The sequence below is a fragment of the Azospirillum oryzae genome (assembly GCF_900177515.1).
In the GTDB taxonomy this organism is placed as follows: Bacteria; Pseudomonadota; Alphaproteobacteria; order Azospirillales; family Azospirillaceae; genus Azospirillum; species Azospirillum oryzae_A.
In genome coordinates this window covers 1,301,109-1,315,324 of the sequence record NZ_FXAK01000007.1, presented here as the reverse complement: position 1 = coordinate 1,315,324, position 14,216 = coordinate 1,301,109, and the positions used below count along the sequence as shown (strand labels likewise).

Genomic DNA, 14,216 nt, shown 5'->3' with positions numbered 1-14,216 from the left:
TCCCTTCGAGGTACGACTTATGAGCGCGACCAAGACCAAACTCGCCCCTGCCCACACCCTGTCGCGCCGCGGCGAAGGTCCCAACCCCATCGACATCCATGTCGGCGCCCGCCTGCGGCTTCGCCGCACCCTGCTCGGCCTGAGTCAGGAAAAACTGGGCGAGGCGGTCGGGATCACCTTCCAGCAGCTGCAGAAGTACGAGCGCGGGTCGAACCGCATCAGCGCCAGCCGCCTTTACAACCTTTCGCAGGTCCTGGGCGTGCCGGTCAGCTACTTCTTCGACGACATGCCGTCGCCCGACCAGATCACCGCCGAATCCCCTGCCGAGAGCATGAGCGAGACGGACGAATTCGAATCGATGGCGCGCCGCGAGACGCTGGAGCTGGTCCGGGCCTATTACCGGATCGAGGATCCGGGCGTGCGCAAGCGCACCTTCGACCTGCTGAAGGCGCTGGGCGGCGACCGCATCGCCTTACTCGAAGAGTAAGCCTCGCATCCGGAGCGAGCGGGCGGAGGACGATCGGGCGGACTGCCGACCGACGAAACGCGAACGGCCGAATCCCGCGCCTGTGCGGCCGAGCGCATCTTGACGCCGACCTGCCAATAGTAGAACGCGCGCGCAAGTGCGTGGTCGAGCCCTCTTGCGCCGTCGAGTACGCCGAGACGCAGCACATAAGCGTGCAGGAAGGCCCAGAGCGGCCGGCCGGGGAGGCGGTGGAACAGCCGTTTCTGCGCGCGCCGGCCGACGAGACCGGACAGGCCGGGCAAAGGTCCGGCGCCGGCTTCCGGTTCGCCGTCGATCAGCCGCTCCATCCGGCCGTCCGCACGCATGGCCGCCTCCCAGTCGGAATAGCGGTTGTGGCGGTCGAACCATGCGGAGAGCGGCTTGGCGTCGGCATGGTCCATCGGGTGGCGCAGCCGGCCGGTCGTGCCGGCAACCCGCGGCTGGTAATGCCCCTCCACCTCCCACATGAATGCGACATCCAGGTCGGGCTGTTCGGGAAAACGCACGCGCCGGCGGTCGACCAGCGCCAGCTTGCGATTCCAGCAGCCGAACCGCAGGGGACGGCCGCGGACGACCGGCCGCCCGTCGATCCAATAGGCGGCATGGCGCGGTCCATCGGCCGAGGATTCCGCCATCAAGCTGGCAATCTCTTCCACCAGTTCCGCGGTCGGCCGTTCGTCCGCATCGACGAACAGGACCCAGTCATGGGCGAAGGGCAGAGTGTCCAGACACCACTGCTTCTTCTTTGGATAGCGGCCATTCCAGCGGAAGGACACCAGCTGCGCGCCGTGTGACAAGGCGATGTCCGGCGTTCCGTCGACGCTGTGGCTGTCGACCACGAAGCACTCGGCAAAACGGTCGAGCGACGGCAGGCAGGCGGGCAGATTCGCCGCCTCGTTGCGCGTCATCACGACCACAGAGACAGGAATCGTGGTCATGACGCCGCCTCCACCCCGATGCCGTGGTCCCTCAGCGCGTGGCGCGCCGACAGGCCGAAGGCGGCGGCGACCAGCCCGACCAGCCCGGCCAGCGGCACCACGACGGCAGGATTGGGCCAATCCGGCAGGATGCCGGCGGTCGGCGGCTGGATCAGGTCGGCGGCAAAGGGCAGGTCGACGCCGATCATCATCGCCACCCGCTCCTGGTCGAGCAGCAGGTCGCTCAGGGCCTGCCGATGCTCCGCCACGGTGACGGCGCCAAGCCGGAGCTTGATGTGGGCGATCTGCGCGGCGCTGCGCCGGGCCGCCTCCGCCCGCAGATGGGCATCGGTGGCCGCGGCGATCCGCCCCAGCAGATCCAGCGCCGTCGCCCGGTCGGCATGGCGGAAGGTGATGCGCCGCATCGGCCCCGACCGCAGCATGTCGACCACCAGCCGTTCGCGCAGGGCGCGCGCCACGCGGTCGCCGTCCGGCTCCACCCAGTCCTGGCGTCCGACCAGCGCCAGCAGCCCCCGCTTCACCATCGCAAGCAGCCCCGGCGGCGGACGCCACCGCCCCGCTTCCGCATCCCAGCGGTCTGGGAACAGGGCACGCAGGATGTCGGGATCGCGCGCCAGACGCTCTGCCACCGGCCCCGATCCGAACAGTTCCAGATAGCGGGCGAAGTCCGACAGCGATTCGTCTCCCGCCCCCGGTTCGGCGACGGCGGCGGAGTCCCGGCCGCTCAGCGTCGGCACCCGGGCGCCCATCGCGGCCGATCCGACGCGCGCCGTCGGCCCGATGACCATCGCCGCGGTGTAGGCCGGCGTCACCGCCCACATGCCGGCAATCGCCAGCGCCAGCCCGCTCAGCCAGCCCGCCAGCAGCCAGCGCCACCCCGTCCGCAAGGTACGAACGAAGGCGCGCAGGTCGCCCTCCCCGTCCGACGCGGGCAGGACCAGGGTCAGGGCCTGCGGCGCGGGCTGGTGGCGTTTGGCTGGTGAGATGACGCCGTCAGGCATGGGGCAGCGCCCTTCCCATCACCGGCCGGGCAAGCCTGCGTTCCGCCACGAGGCGTTGGGCCAGCCCGGTGAAGACCGTGGCGGCCCGATCGGCGGTCCAGGCGGCCGACTGCCGGGCCGCGCGCGCTCCCTCCGCCGCGCACCGGCCGGGATCGGCGGCATAGGCGCGCACCGCGTCGGCAATGGCCGAACCGTCGAACGGGTCGATCACCAGACCGCAACCCACGACCCGAGCCGCCGCCTCGCTTCCCGCCGGCCCCAGGAACAGGCAGGGCCGGCCCGCCGCCTGCACCCCGGCCAGCTTGCTCGGCACCAGCATTCCCTCCGCCGCCGGGTCCATCGCCACCAGATGCAGATCGGCGGCGGACAGGCACTCCGCCAGCCGCCCGGCCGGCTGCCAGGGAAGCCGGCGCAGGTTGCGCAGGCCCCGCCGAGCCGCGGCCTTCTCCACCGCGGCAAATCCCCTCCCCTCCCCGACCAGCAGGAAAAGCACGGCGGGATCGCTGTCCTGCAGCCGAGCCGCGGCCTCCAGAACACCTTGCATCGGATGGGCAAGCCCGAGCGTCCCGCAATAGGCCACCAGGAAACGCCCGTCGCCCTCCACCAGTCCCAACGACCGCCGGAAGCCATTGCCCGCCATCGGCAGCGGGCGGATCGCCGGATCGGGCCAGTTCGGCAGCAGAGTCACCCTGTCCGCCGGCACACCGGTCGCCAGGATGCGCTCGCGCATGCAGCGCCCGATGGCGACCACCCCGTCCTGCCGGCGCAGGGCGCGTGCCATACCGTTCCCGGCCACCCGCCGAAGGATCGCCGGCATCCGCACACCCAGAACCGGCAGCAGGTCCGGATACAGATCCTGGCACCAGTGCAGCGACGCCGCCCCATGCCGGGCAGCCAGAACCGGACCGGCCAGCGCCAGCAGCGGCGGGTCGGTCATCGTCACCACGAGGTCGTGGCGCGGCAGGCGCAAGGCCCGGCTGGTCAGCCGGCACAGCGAATCGAGATAGGCGCGCGCATCCGGCCGCTCCCCTGCCTTCTCCCCTGCCGCAACGCTGCCGCCGGTCCTGCAAAGCGTGACGCCGGCGGGGGCGCGGCCATCCGACCGCTCGCCGTCCGCAACCACCGTCACCCGCCAGCCTGCAGCCGCCATACGGCCGGAAAGGTCCGACAGGCAACGGCCGGTGGCCCCGCGGTCCGGCGGGAACACCCGATTGACGAACAGGATTGACGGCGGATCGAACGTCACGGTGCACCGTTGCAGGAATTGCACGCGAAAGTATGCAGATCCGCTAAGGCGCCGACAACCCCTTCCTGCACCCCGCCGCCACAAGCATCAGCGACAGGATGACGCCGGTGTCGAGATATTTGAAGCTGGTGTGGAGGCAGAGCGCCATCAGCAGCGGCGGCACCACCGCAAGGGCCAGCGGCGGGTCGGTCTTCAGCAGCCGGCACCAGGGCCGGACCAGCGCCGCCAGATAGGCCCCCAGCGCGATCATCCCGAAAAGACCGGTCTTCAGTAGGCTGTAGCTGGCCAGCGTGTGGGTGTAGCTGACCCGCCAGCCGCCCACCGCAGGATTGGCGATCCGGGCTCCCCAACCATCGCCGAACAGCAGCGCCCAGGGCGTGGCGACGGCATGGTCGATCACCGCCGCGGCCTCCTCCCAGCGGGCGTTGGCGCCGGTCAGCCGCGTCTTCTCCGCCGCCTGCTGCCATGCGCCGACCAGGGCATCGCCGCCGGCCATCGCCAGCAGGCCGAAGCCCAGCAGCAGCGGCAAGGCAAGCCACGGTCGCCGCCGCGCCCACCACAGGGCGGTCAGGGCGAGCGACAGCACCGCCAACCCCAGTGCGGTGCGATGGACCGCGCCGGCCAGCGCCCCAAGGCAAAGCGCACCACCGGCGGCACAGGGAATTGCCGCCATCCAGTACCGGACACGCCCGCCGACGGCCACCAGCGATAGCGCAAGCGCCGGCAGCAGCACCGCGGCGAACAGGACCGACGGCGCATTGAGCAGATAGACGCCACCATCGGCCATCGCCCGCCGACCGATGGCGCCGAATCCCCACTCCGCCTGCCGCCACCAGCGCAAGGCCAGCAGCAGACCGGCCACGGCCAACCCGCCCGCCAGCGCACGCACCGCCCGGTCGCCACTGCTCCGCAGCGCCGGCACCAGAAGCACGGGAAGGAACAGAAAGGCCAGCGGAACGACATCGCGCAGGATGTCGGCCGCCTCCCACCCCAGCGCCGCCCCGCGCAGCAGCGGCGCCCACAGCAGCCAGGCGAATGCGGCGACCGCGACCGGCATCCAACCGATATCCGAAGGCCTCCGCAAGGCATGACCACTTGCCACCGCCAGCGGCAATTTCCAGCCGACGGCGGCCAGGATCAGCAGGCCGATCGACAGTTCGACGCCGCGCAGGGCGGGCGGCGCCGGCACGCTGAGGCCGCCATAGAGCAGCAGGGCCACCGTCATCGACAGCGCGCCCAGTCTGCCGGCCCCGACCGTCACTGCCGGCCTCCGGAAGGAGAGCCTACGGGGTTCAGGCCCAGCGCTGCTCGGCGCGGTCCAGCCGGTAGAACAGCCCTTCCTGCGGACGCAGGCGCAGCGTTCCGGTCAGGGTCAACGGTTCCCGCGTCGCCGGCAGGGCGATGCCGGTGTGGACATGCATCATGGTCGCCGGTCCCGGATTCTCGCAGGCGGGACACCCCAGTGGATTGGCGGACAGGATGAAGCGGTTGTGGGTGGCGCCGTCGGTCAGCGGCGCCATGAAGCCGCGGACGGTGACCGGCCGGCCATCCAGCGCCGAAACCTTCACGGGAAATTGCGGATTGCCGGCAAGGCCGCCGAACCGCACGGCGCCCAGATCGCGCCAGATCGCCGTGGTTTCGTCCAGCGGCAGATGGAAGGGGCCGGCGGGATGGCTCGGCGCATCGGCCGATCCGGCGGCCCAGACGGCCCATCCGGCGACGGGGGCGAGCGCGAGCGGCAACAGAATCTGGCGCCGGCCGGGCATGGTCGTGCCCAGGGCCGCGCCAAGACGGGTGGCGGTGTTCATGGTCGCTTCTCCCCTGCTGCGTTGCTTCGTCACCGGGGCTGCGAAATCGGGGCGCCGTGTTTTGTGGAAGTCTTTCGTCCGGTCGCCAGGGAGCAGCTTTGTCCGGTGCGGGGCGCCCCCTTCTGCCGGGTGGTCGCCGATTGCGCGAAAGTCTCCGGCAAGTGCGGTCCGCGGTCAACCGGCAATTCTCCGGGACGCTCGCGGAATACAGACGCGTAAGGACAGGTTTTTCGCGGTACGCCACCCCGGTACTTTCAAAAAAACGCAATCTGTTTGACGGAATGCGGCACCGCACTCCATAGTCCCGGGACTGGCCGTGCCGCACTGCACACAGTCCCGCGCAAGCCGTTCCGATGACGAGACGAGCCATGGAAACCTTTCGCTTCCAGCCGGGCGAAACCCCGGTCCTGCTCAGCATTCCGCATGTCGGGACCATGATTCCGCCGGACATCGCAGCCACGATGACGCCGGAAGGGCTGGCCCAGCCCGACGTCGACCGCCATCTGGACCGGTTGTACCATTTCGCCCCCGCACTCGGAATCGGTTTCCTGACCGCTCTCTGTTCGCGTTACGTGGTGGATCTGAACCGCGACCCCGACGGGGCGATGGTGCAGCCGGGTCTCGACCCGACCGAAATCTGCCCGCTGACCACCTTCGACCGTCAGCCGATCTACCAGCCGGGTCTTGAACCCGACCGTGCGGAGGTCGACCGGCGGGTCGGCGCCTACTGGCGTCCCTATCATGAGCAGTTGCGCAGCGAACTGCGCGCGCTCCGCGACCGTTACGGAGTCGCCGTCCTGTTCGACGCCCATTCGGTGCGCAGCCGGGTTCCGCGCTTCTTCGACGGCACCCTGCCCGACTTCAACCTGGGCACCGGCGATGGCAGCAGCACCGCCCAGCCGCTGGTCGTGCGGCTGATGAACGTGCTTTCGGCGTCGGAGCGCTATTCGGCCGCGCTGAACGGCCGCCTGCGCGGCGGCTTCATCATCCGCAGCTACGGCCAGCCGGAAGAGAACATCCACGCCATCCAGCTGGAACTGACCCAGTCCACCTATATGGACGAGGATGCGCCCTATCAGTTCCGCCCCGATCTGGCGGCGGAGGTGAAGCCGTCGCTGGAACGGCTGCTGAGCGTCGTCGTCGAGTGGGCGTGGCAGAAGGCCAGCGGGCAACGGCGGGCGGCATTCCTGTAACGCCTCCCCGTCGCCAATCCACCGCACCAAAGAGTGGCCCTTCCCCGTCGCCGGGGAAGGGCCGAAGGACGGCCTGATCGGGGATGGATCAGATCTGGCCGCGCTCGCTGGCCTGACGCATCAGGACATATTGGCGCATCATCTGGTTGCGGAAGCGGTAGCGTTCCAGTCCCGGCTCCACCACCGGGGCCAGGATGCCGCCATGGTCTTCCCGCGTCAGGCGCTTCAGCAGGTCGAGCGTCGCGGCGCTCGGCAGCTCGCCGCTGTCGCCCGCCAGATCGTTGGGATCGAACACGCCATAGGCATCGGCCGGGCACAGCGCCGCCGCCAGCAGGGCATCCTCCAGCTCGGCCCGGCGGTCGGCGGCCAGCGCGCGGGCATAGCTTTCGACGATGCCGCGCTCGGCCTCCTGAAGGCAGCGGGCGACGGCATAGCCGAGATCCGGCCGTTCCACCAGCTTGCTGCCGCGGCTGACGGCGCTGCGCGCCGCATGAAGTCCCAGAAGCTGCGCGTAGTAAGGCAGGCCGCGCACGAACTCGGCGATCCGCCGCACCACGTCGGGCGCGAACTCGATCCCGGCATTCTGCGCCCCCGCCTGGATCAGGCGGCCGATCTCCTGATCGGTCATCAGCGGCAGATGCACCGGCACCAGGGAGCGCTGGATCGACGGATGCTTGCCCAGAAGCTGGTCGAGATTCTCGGCGACGCCGACCACCAGCAGGGTGACGGGGATCGAGCTGTCGGTCAGGTTCTTGAACAGCTCCGCCAGCTTGTTGCGGAAATCCTCGTCGGTGACGCGGTCATACTCGTCGAGGATCAGCAGCACATGGGTGGCGTGGATGCCCGACAGCACCTCGTTCAGTTCGGTGACGCTGAAGGTGCCCTCCGGCAGCAGCTCGTTGAAGCTGGCGAAGTTGCGCCGCGCCGCGAACGGGTTGTCGAGCGCCGAACGGTAATAGGTCGAGGGGATCTTCTTCAGGAAGTGCCGGAAGATGTCCTCGAAGCTCAGCTCGCCGCTGCAGGTCAGCTTCAGCGACAGATAACCCGCCTGCCCGGCGATCTTCTCGATCGCGTTGGCGACGGAGGTCTTTCCGCGGCCGCGGTCGCCATAGAGGATGACGTGCGCCCGTTCCTCCTCGATGGCCGAGATGATACGGCGCAGGGTGTCGTTGCGGCCGATGAACAGGCCGTTCAGCTGCTGCTTCGGCCTGGTCGGGGTGAAGGCTTCGCGCAGAAGACCGTTCAGCTCCGGCGTCAGGCCCTTCAGCATCGCCGGGGCGTTGGCACCGCCATTGGCGCCGAAGCCGCCGCGGTAGCCGCCATTGACCGACATGGTGAAGCGCGGCAGGTCGTGTTCGCCGCCTGCATCATCCCCGCCGGGCTGCGGGAACATATGGCCGCGGCGGTCGCCGGTGGCCTCGTTGTCGATGACGTCGGGCAGGCGCGGTGCGGCCGGGCCGCGCATCGCCTCGAAACCGGCCCGGCCACCAACGGGGCTACCGATGGGGCCACCGACGGCATTGCCGCCCGCGTTGGCGTCGACCGGACGCAGATGGAGCCCGCCCGGCCGGCCCGGCGCATTGGAGAATCCGCCGCCCCCCGGTCCGTTCATGCCGCCGGCCATCCCTGGCCCGCCGGTCAGCGGACCTGACCCGAGACCCCCGCCGGTGATGCCGGGACTACCCAGGCCGGCAGCGCCGGCAGCCGGCAGCCGCTCGTCCGCCACGGCGGCCGATCGGCGCTTTCGAAAGAAATTCCGCATCCGTCCCAATCCCCACGCGTTGTCGGCGTTCGCGGAACCGACCCCCTTTCGGCTTCTCTGATGGGCCAGGGACGGTTCCGCGTGTTCCCGATGTAAGCGCTGCGCCGGCTGGGGTGGGCTGGGATTTCGGATATTATACCGACGCGGCATCCCCCATTCGGAGAGCTCTTCCGAAGGGATCGACCGCCCCGCCCTGCACCGGAACGCAAGTTGGCCGCCTCGACGGACCTCACCCGATCAGGATTGGCCCGACCGTGGCCCAGCCATAGAGCACCGCAAGGAACAGGGCGAGAGTCACGCACTCACGCAGGAAAGCCAGAACCGACATGCCACCCTCCATTGTTCGCGTCTTGTTCCAATAGAGCTACCAGAACGGACGCGGAACGGCAACTGGGCAGTTCTGTCTATGTTCCTGTTATGGACTCGGGTGTTCCATTCCGGACACAGATCGAACGGACAGGCGGTCAGAAAGTTACGTGTCGAAAGCGTGAAGTTTCAGGCCGGATCGGCGTCGTCGTAGCGGATCAGGTCGGTCCAGGCGCGTTCCAGCCGGCGCAGCGTGCGGTAGGTGGTCTCGAAATCGGCGCCGTCGCTGTCGGTGCGCAGCAGGCTGTCGGCGCGCATCGCCTCCAGCTTCTTCAGCGCCTCGCAGGTCGCCAGCCCCCGCTCGGACAGCTTCAGCCGGGCGGCGCGGCGGTCGCGCTGGGACGGACTGCGGTCGACATAGCCCGCCTCGACCAGATGCTTCAGATTGTAGGAGGCGTTGGAGCCCAGGTAATAGCCGCGCTCCAGCAGGTCGCGGACCGACAGTTCCTCGGTGCCTATGTGCAGCAGCATCAGCGCCTGCGTCGGGCTGAGGTCGGTCACGCCGATGCGGGCCAATTCCATCCGAAGCACGTCGAGGAAGCGCCGGGTGATGCTTTCCATGACGCGGCCAAGGTCGGTGTAGACCGCGGGGGCCGCCACACTCTGCTGCATGCTCATCATTCCTGTGCCAGTGGCCTGCGAAAGCACCAGTGCTCTGCAAACGCCGTTATCCGGTCGCCGCGACATCTTCCGATGCCTGCCGACCGGCGGACCGGGGAAGCGGTGGTTGCGCACCCCTTCCCGTCGCCGTTTCTTAATGGCCTGTGACGATGGGCGGATTTTGTAGCGAATTGGAGGGACAAACTTGAGACGCGGCGGCGGCCCGTCTCCTGATACCGCAGTTTACATCGTGCCGGGAAAGGCTCCGCCGTCCAGAAGGATGTTCTGGCCGGTCATGAAACCGGACTTGGCGGCACAGAGAAAGGCACAGGCGGCCCCGAATTCCTCCGGATCGCCGAATCGGCCGGACGGATTCGTCTTGCGGCGCAGATCCATCTCTTCGTCAATGCTGCGGCCGGCGGCCTTGGCGCCGCCCTCCATGGTCTTGCGCAGGCGGTCGGTCTCGAAGGGGCCGGGCAGCAGGTTGTTGATGGTGACGTTGTGCTTCACCGTCTGCCGCGACAGGCCGGCGACGAAGCCGGTCAGGCCGGTGCGGGCGCCGTTCGACAGACCGAGAATCGGGATCGGCGCCTTCACCGCGGCCGACGTGATGTTGACGATCCGGCCGAAGCGGCGGGAGATCATGCCGTCGACCGTCGCCTTGATCAGGAAGATCGGCGCCAGCATGTTGGCGTCCAGCGCGCGAATCCAGTCGTCGCGGTCCCAATCGTGGAAGTCGCCGGGCGGCGGGCCGCCGGCATTGTTGACGAGGATGTCCGGTTCCGGACAGGCGGCCAGCGCCGCGGCCCGGCCCTCCTCCGTCGCGATGTCGCCGGGGGCGGTGGTGACGGTGACGCCGGTGGCCTTGCGGATCTCCTCGGCGGTCGCCTCCAGCGCCTCGGCATTGCGGGCGGTCAGGGTGACGTGAACGCCCTCACGGGCCAACGCAAAGGCGCAGGCGCGGCCCAGCCCCTTGCTGGCGGCGCAGACGATGGCGCGGCGGCCGGCGATACCCAAATCCATGGTCGTCTCTTCCCTTATGGAACTAGAGGGTTGTTTTGGAACCGGATCGTTGCGGTTCCGTCCGTTGCAGATCCGAAAGGACTTCGCGCGCCAGCGGCACGGTCACGCCGCGATGGGCGGCCAGCGACGCATGGTCCAGCGCCGCCACCAGCCGGCGGGCGAAATCGAGCGACCGCTCCATCCGTGCCAGCAGATAGGTGATGACCTCCATCCCCGGCCGCAACTGGCGGTCGGCAAACAGCTTCACCAGCACCGCGGCCAGCAGCGCGTCATCGGGCGGCCTGACCTCCACCGCCGGCGCGCCCTTGATGCGGGAGCGCAGGTCGGGCAGCCGGGTGCGCCAGCGCGACGGCGCCTTGCGCGACAGCAGAAGCAAGTGGCCCTGCTGCTCGCGGGCGAGGTTGTAGAGGTGGAACAGCGCCTCTTCCCGCTCGGCCCTGCCGGCGACCATGTCGGCGTCCTCCACCACCACGGCGTTGGCGGGCGCCAGCAGCGTGGGCGGCGCGGCCGAGTCGAGCAGGTCGGCCCGGATCACCACCGCATGGCTGCGGGCGCGCCAGACCTGGGACAGATGGGTCTTGCCGCAGCCGGCCGGGCCGAACAGGGTCAGCGCCGGGGCCGGCCAGGACGGCCAGCGGTCCAGCCACGCCACGGCATCGGCGTTGCTGGGCGCCACGAGGAAATCCTCGCAACCCATCGCCGTCCGGTGCCCGAGGTCGAGCGGTATCTGCGCCGGCAAGCTCATGCGGACACACCCATCAGCGTTCCGCGTCGGTGCCGCGGTAGTACGGGCTTGAGAGATACTGTCGCAATGCGAAGCGGGTCAACACGCCGATCACCGCGGCCACCGGCACCGCCAGCAGCACGCCGACGAAGCCGAACAGGCTGCCACCGGCCAGCAGGGCGAACATCACCCAGACCGCATGCAGCCCGACCTTGTCGCCCACCAGCTTCGGCGTCAGGACGTTGCCTTCCACCGCCTGACCGAACAGGAAGATGCCGATGACGATGGCGACCCGCCAAAGTTCGTCGAACTGCAGCAGGGCAAGGCCGGTGCTGGCGACGAAGCCGAACAAGCTGCCGACATAGGGAATGAAGGACAAGAGACCGGCGACGAGGCCGATCACCAGCCCGAAATCCAGCCCCGCCGCCGACAGCGCCAGCGCGTAGAAGACGCCCAGCACGACGCAGACCGTCGCCTGACCGCGGACGAATCCAGATAGGGTGACGTTCACCTCGCGCGCCTGCTCGCGCACCGTCTCGGCATGCTGGCGCGGCAGCCACGAATCGACCTTGCCCACCATCAGGTCCCAGTCGCGCATCATGTAGAAGGCGACGATGGGCGTGATGAACATCAGCGTGACGATGTCGAACAGCGCTAGCCCGCCCGACAGGATGCGGGTGACCACGCGGCCGACCAGCCCCGCCACCTCCCCGGCATAAGTGCCGGCGGCGGCGCGCAGCCGCTCCACATCGTCGGCCGGCAGGCGGTGGATGAAGCGGTCGAGCGCCGGGATCAGCCGCTCCTTCACCAGCGTCGCATAGGTCGGCAGCACCTCCAGCAGGTGGGAGACCTGCCCCTGCACCAGCGGCAGCAGGAGCAGCGCCACCAGCACCATGATCAGGACGAAGCCCAGCAGCACCACCGTGGTGCCGAGCCAGCGCGGCAGCCCCGCCGCCTCCAGCCGGTCGACCGCGGGGTCGAGCAGATAGGCGATGGCCAGCCCGACCACGAAGGGAAGCAGCATGTCCGACAGCAGCCACAGCGCCAGGACGAACAATCCAAGCCCGATCAGCCAGAAGCGGAGCTGCTTGGCCGCCGTCACGGAACGCCGCCGAGCCGGTTGAACAGCAGGGCGCCGCGCCGCGCGTACAGCACGCCGGACAGCACCGTCGTCACCGTACAGGCGTACACCAGCACGTCGACCAGCTCCCACCCGTACAGGTGAACCTCCGGCAAGCCCAGCGCCGGCGGCGCCAGAATCGCGGCGGCCAGCGCGATCTGCACCACCGTGTTCACCTTGCTGATGTAGAGCGGCTGCATAGCCAGCGTCTCCTTCAGCGTGAACAGCAGGATGACGCCGCCGATGATCATGATGTCGCGGAACACCACCATCATCGCCAGCCACAGCGGGATCGCGCCGACCCAGGCCAGCGCCACATACACCCCGACGATCAGCGCCTTGTCGGCCAGCGGATCGAGATATCCCCCCAGCACCGTACGCGCGCGGAACATCCGGGCGATGGCGCCGTCCAGCGCATCGGACAGACCGGCGGCGACGAACAGGGCGAAGGCCCACTCCATGTTGCCGATCAGGATCATGTACATCGCGGCCGGAACCGCCACGATGCGCAGGAACGTGATGATGTTGGGAACGCTCACGGCAGGCTCTTGGCCGGCAGCGTGCCCAGGTTGCGCGGCGGTGCGCCCATGGTGGCCGGCGCACCGGCGCCCATAGTGCCGGCGCCCATCGGCGCCGACGGCGCCAGCGAGGTCGGCGACGCCATCGGCGACGCGCTCGCGGGGACGGCACCGGCCGACGCAGCACCCGAACCGCGCGGCAGCAGGGTCAGCTGCCAGTCGGCCGACTGCACCGGCAGCGGCGCCCCCGGATAGGCCGGCGGATAGCCCGCGGGCGCGGTGGCCGACCGCGCGAATCCGAGATCCTGGCGGGCGAGCGCCTGGGCCAGCTGTTCGGGATCGCCGCGATAGGTCAGGGTGATGAGCGCCTCATTGCGGCTGATCGACATCAGGCTGGTGCGGCTTACCGCGGGAACGGCGGACAGCCGCTTTCGCGTTTCGACCCAATCATTCACCGCGGTCAGCGGCACGCTGACGATGGTGTTCTGCTCCGGACCGGTGGCGGTGGTGTGCTCGCGCCGCCACGAATCGTCGATCTGCGTGCCGACCGCCGCGACCGCACGGTTCATCAGTTCGTCGGCACTGCCGCCACCCTTCACCTGCACCGTCTGATTGTCGCGGTTGCCGTCCAGCCCATAGCGGGTGACGTCCACCGTCAGTCCGCGCGCCGGGTCGGGACCGTTCGCCGGCATGTCGGTGCGGGCGACCACGACCCCGCCGGCCTTGTAGGCCTGCGCAATGCGGGCGAGCGCCTCCGAATTGCCGGCGATGGCGTCCTCGCCGCTGATTGCCTGGGCGTCGGACAGCTCGCCGTCCGGCACCACCAGAGGCACCAGCGCGGCGGCGGGCTGCCGCGCCTCCCAGGCCGCGCGCCAGGGGGTGCGGTCCTGCCACAGGATGGTACGGCCGTCGACCTGGGTCACCGGCAGGATGACGAAGGGGCGCGACGGCGGCTCGACATATTGCGTGGCGCCGCCGCTCTGGCCGAGCGCGTCGCGCACCGCGTTGGGACGGAAACGCACGGTGATGGCGCCGACATAGCGGCTGGCCGACACTTTCTCCTCGTCGATTTCGAAGCCCTGGACCAGCCGGGCGATCTCGTTGTCCGACAGGCGCGGCGGATTGCCGCCGCCGGGAACGAGGCGCCGGTACAGTTCGGCCCAGGCCTTGGCCTGCGCCTCGCGGATCGCCTGATCGCGGACGGTGGTCGGGTTGCTGCCGCTGATGTCGACCTGCACGCCGGACACGGCGAAGGGATCGGCGGCGGACGAGACGGCGGCCGGCGGCAGGGAGCCGGTCTGCGCCCCCGCCGGCCCGGTCATGGTCAGGACCAGAGCGGTGGACATGGCAGCAAGACCGGCGAGGAGCGGCGCGCGGCGGCGGTGGAGCATTGCAAAGCCTTCCGATTCGAG

At 69.5% G+C, this 14,216-nt stretch carries 14 protein-coding genes; 2 read left to right on the top strand and 12 right to left on the bottom strand.

What is annotated here, in order from left to right; genetic code table 11:
* Window positions 1-19: 19 nt before the first annotated feature.
* Window positions 20-487 (top strand): helix-turn-helix domain-containing protein, encoded by a 468-nt coding sequence (locus B9N97_RS18755; RefSeq protein ID WP_085089280.1) that lies wholly within the window; start codon window positions 20-22, stop codon window positions 485-487.
* Here B9N97_RS18755 and B9N97_RS18750 read toward each other — a convergent pair.
* From B9N97_RS18750 to B9N97_RS18730, 5 genes are read right to left on the bottom strand one after another with little or no spacing between them, the layout of a single operon-like run.
* The gene (locus B9N97_RS18750) at window positions 397-1,443 is read right to left on the bottom strand and encodes a glycosyltransferase family 2 protein (protein ID WP_085089279.1); all 1,047 of its coding nucleotides are present in this window, start codon (window positions 1,441-1,443) and stop codon (window positions 397-399) included. The two genes, B9N97_RS18755 and B9N97_RS18750, sit on opposite strands and share 91 nt — an antisense overlap.
* Entirely contained in the window at window positions 1,440-2,444 is a 1,005-nt protein-coding gene (locus B9N97_RS18745; RefSeq protein WP_085089278.1) for a GumC domain-containing protein, read from the bottom strand. Before B9N97_RS18745 ends, B9N97_RS18750 begins: the two co-directional genes overlap by 4 nt.
* Window positions 2,437-3,690, bottom strand: coding sequence for a glycosyltransferase family 4 protein (locus B9N97_RS18740; RefSeq protein WP_244560776.1), 1,254 nt, complete (start codon window positions 3,688-3,690; stop codon window positions 2,437-2,439). Before B9N97_RS18740 ends, B9N97_RS18745 begins: the two co-directional genes overlap by 8 nt.
* Before the next feature lie 43 nt (window positions 3,691-3,733).
* Window positions 3,734-4,951 carry a hypothetical protein gene (locus B9N97_RS18735; RefSeq protein WP_244560775.1) on the bottom strand — a complete coding sequence of 406 codons (1,218 nt, stop codon included), beginning with the start codon at window positions 4,949-4,951 and terminating at the stop codon, window positions 3,734-3,736.
* Between the two features lie 31 nt (window positions 4,952-4,982).
* Complete coding sequence (locus tag B9N97_RS18730) at window positions 4,983-5,498, bottom strand: hypothetical protein (RefSeq protein WP_085089276.1); 516 nt, start codon at window positions 5,496-5,498, stop codon at window positions 4,983-4,985.
* Between the two features lie 368 nt (window positions 5,499-5,866).
* Between B9N97_RS18730 and hutG the strand changes: the two genes are divergently transcribed.
* Window positions 5,867-6,691: an N-formylglutamate deformylase gene (gene hutG / locus B9N97_RS18725; RefSeq protein WP_085089275.1), complete on the top strand. Its 825-nt coding sequence runs from the start codon at window positions 5,867-5,869 to the stop codon at window positions 6,689-6,691.
* Window positions 6,692-6,779: 88 nt separating this feature from the next.
* Here hutG and B9N97_RS18720 read toward each other — a convergent pair whose 3' ends face one another.
* From B9N97_RS18720 to B9N97_RS18690, 7 genes are all read right to left on the bottom strand, one after another.
* On the bottom strand, window positions 6,780-8,453 hold the full coding sequence (locus B9N97_RS18720; RefSeq protein WP_280174792.1) for an ATP-binding protein: 1,674 nt from the start codon (window positions 8,451-8,453) through the stop codon (window positions 6,780-6,782).
* Window positions 8,454-8,948: 495 nt separating this feature from the next.
* The gene (locus tag B9N97_RS18715; RefSeq protein WP_244560774.1) at window positions 8,949-9,431 is read right to left on the bottom strand and encodes a MarR family winged helix-turn-helix transcriptional regulator; all 483 of its coding nucleotides are present in this window, start codon (window positions 9,429-9,431) and stop codon (window positions 8,949-8,951) included.
* A gap of 231 nt (window positions 9,432-9,662) precedes the next feature.
* Complete coding sequence (locus B9N97_RS18710; protein WP_085089274.1) at window positions 9,663-10,442, bottom strand: SDR family oxidoreductase; 780 nt, start codon at window positions 10,440-10,442, stop codon at window positions 9,663-9,665.
* A gap of 22 nt (window positions 10,443-10,464) precedes the next feature.
* Window positions 10,465-11,187 (bottom strand): HdaA/DnaA family protein, encoded by a 723-nt coding sequence (locus tag B9N97_RS18705; protein ID WP_085089273.1) that lies wholly within the window; start codon window positions 11,185-11,187, stop codon window positions 10,465-10,467.
* Window positions 11,188-11,200: 13 nt separating this feature from the next.
* Entirely contained in the window at window positions 11,201-12,268 is a 1,068-nt protein-coding gene (locus tag B9N97_RS18700; protein ID WP_085089272.1) for an AI-2E family transporter, read from the bottom strand.
* Window positions 12,265-12,825: a CDP-alcohol phosphatidyltransferase family protein gene (locus B9N97_RS18695; RefSeq protein ID WP_085089271.1), complete on the bottom strand. Its 561-nt coding sequence runs from the start codon at window positions 12,823-12,825 to the stop codon at window positions 12,265-12,267. Before B9N97_RS18695 ends, B9N97_RS18700 begins: the two co-directional genes overlap by 4 nt.
* Window positions 12,822-14,195 (bottom strand): DUF2066 domain-containing protein, encoded by a 1,374-nt coding sequence (locus tag B9N97_RS18690; RefSeq protein WP_085089270.1) that lies wholly within the window; start codon window positions 14,193-14,195, stop codon window positions 12,822-12,824. Before B9N97_RS18690 ends, B9N97_RS18695 begins: the two co-directional genes overlap by 4 nt.
* Between the last annotated feature and the right edge of the window lie 21 nt (window positions 14,196-14,216).

Bases quoted from the DNA above. Each gene is read 5' to 3' on its own strand.
- B9N97_RS18710 (WP_085089274.1), bottom strand. From the start codon at position 10,442: ATGGATTTGGGTATCGCCGGCCGCCGCGCCATCGTCTGCGCCGCCAGC.
- B9N97_RS18720 (WP_280174792.1), bottom strand. From the start codon at position 8,453: ATGCGGAATTTCTTTCGAAAGCGCCGATCGGCCGCCGTGGCGGACGAG.
- B9N97_RS18705 (WP_085089273.1), bottom strand. From the start codon at position 11,187: ATGAGCTTGCCGGCGCAGATACCGCTCGACCTCGGGCACCGGACGGCG.
- B9N97_RS18690 (WP_085089270.1), bottom strand. From the start codon at position 14,195: ATGCTCCACCGCCGCCGCGCGCCGCTCCTCGCCGGTCTTGCTGCCATG.
- B9N97_RS18730 (WP_085089276.1), bottom strand. From the start codon at position 5,498: ATGAACACCGCCACCCGTCTTGGCGCGGCCCTGGGCACGACCATGCCC.
- B9N97_RS18755 (WP_085089280.1), top strand. From the start codon at position 20: ATGAGCGCGACCAAGACCAAACTCGCCCCTGCCCACACCCTGTCGCGC.
- B9N97_RS18750 (WP_085089279.1), bottom strand. From the start codon at position 1,443: ATGACCACGATTCCTGTCTCTGTGGTCGTGATGACGCGCAACGAGGCG.
- B9N97_RS18745 (WP_085089278.1), bottom strand. From the start codon at position 2,444: ATGCCTGACGGCGTCATCTCACCAGCCAAACGCCACCAGCCCGCGCCG.
- B9N97_RS18715 (WP_244560774.1), bottom strand. From the start codon at position 9,431: ATGCAGCAGAGTGTGGCGGCCCCCGCGGTCTACACCGACCTTGGCCGC.
- hutG (WP_085089275.1), top strand. From the start codon at position 5,867: ATGGAAACCTTTCGCTTCCAGCCGGGCGAAACCCCGGTCCTGCTCAGC.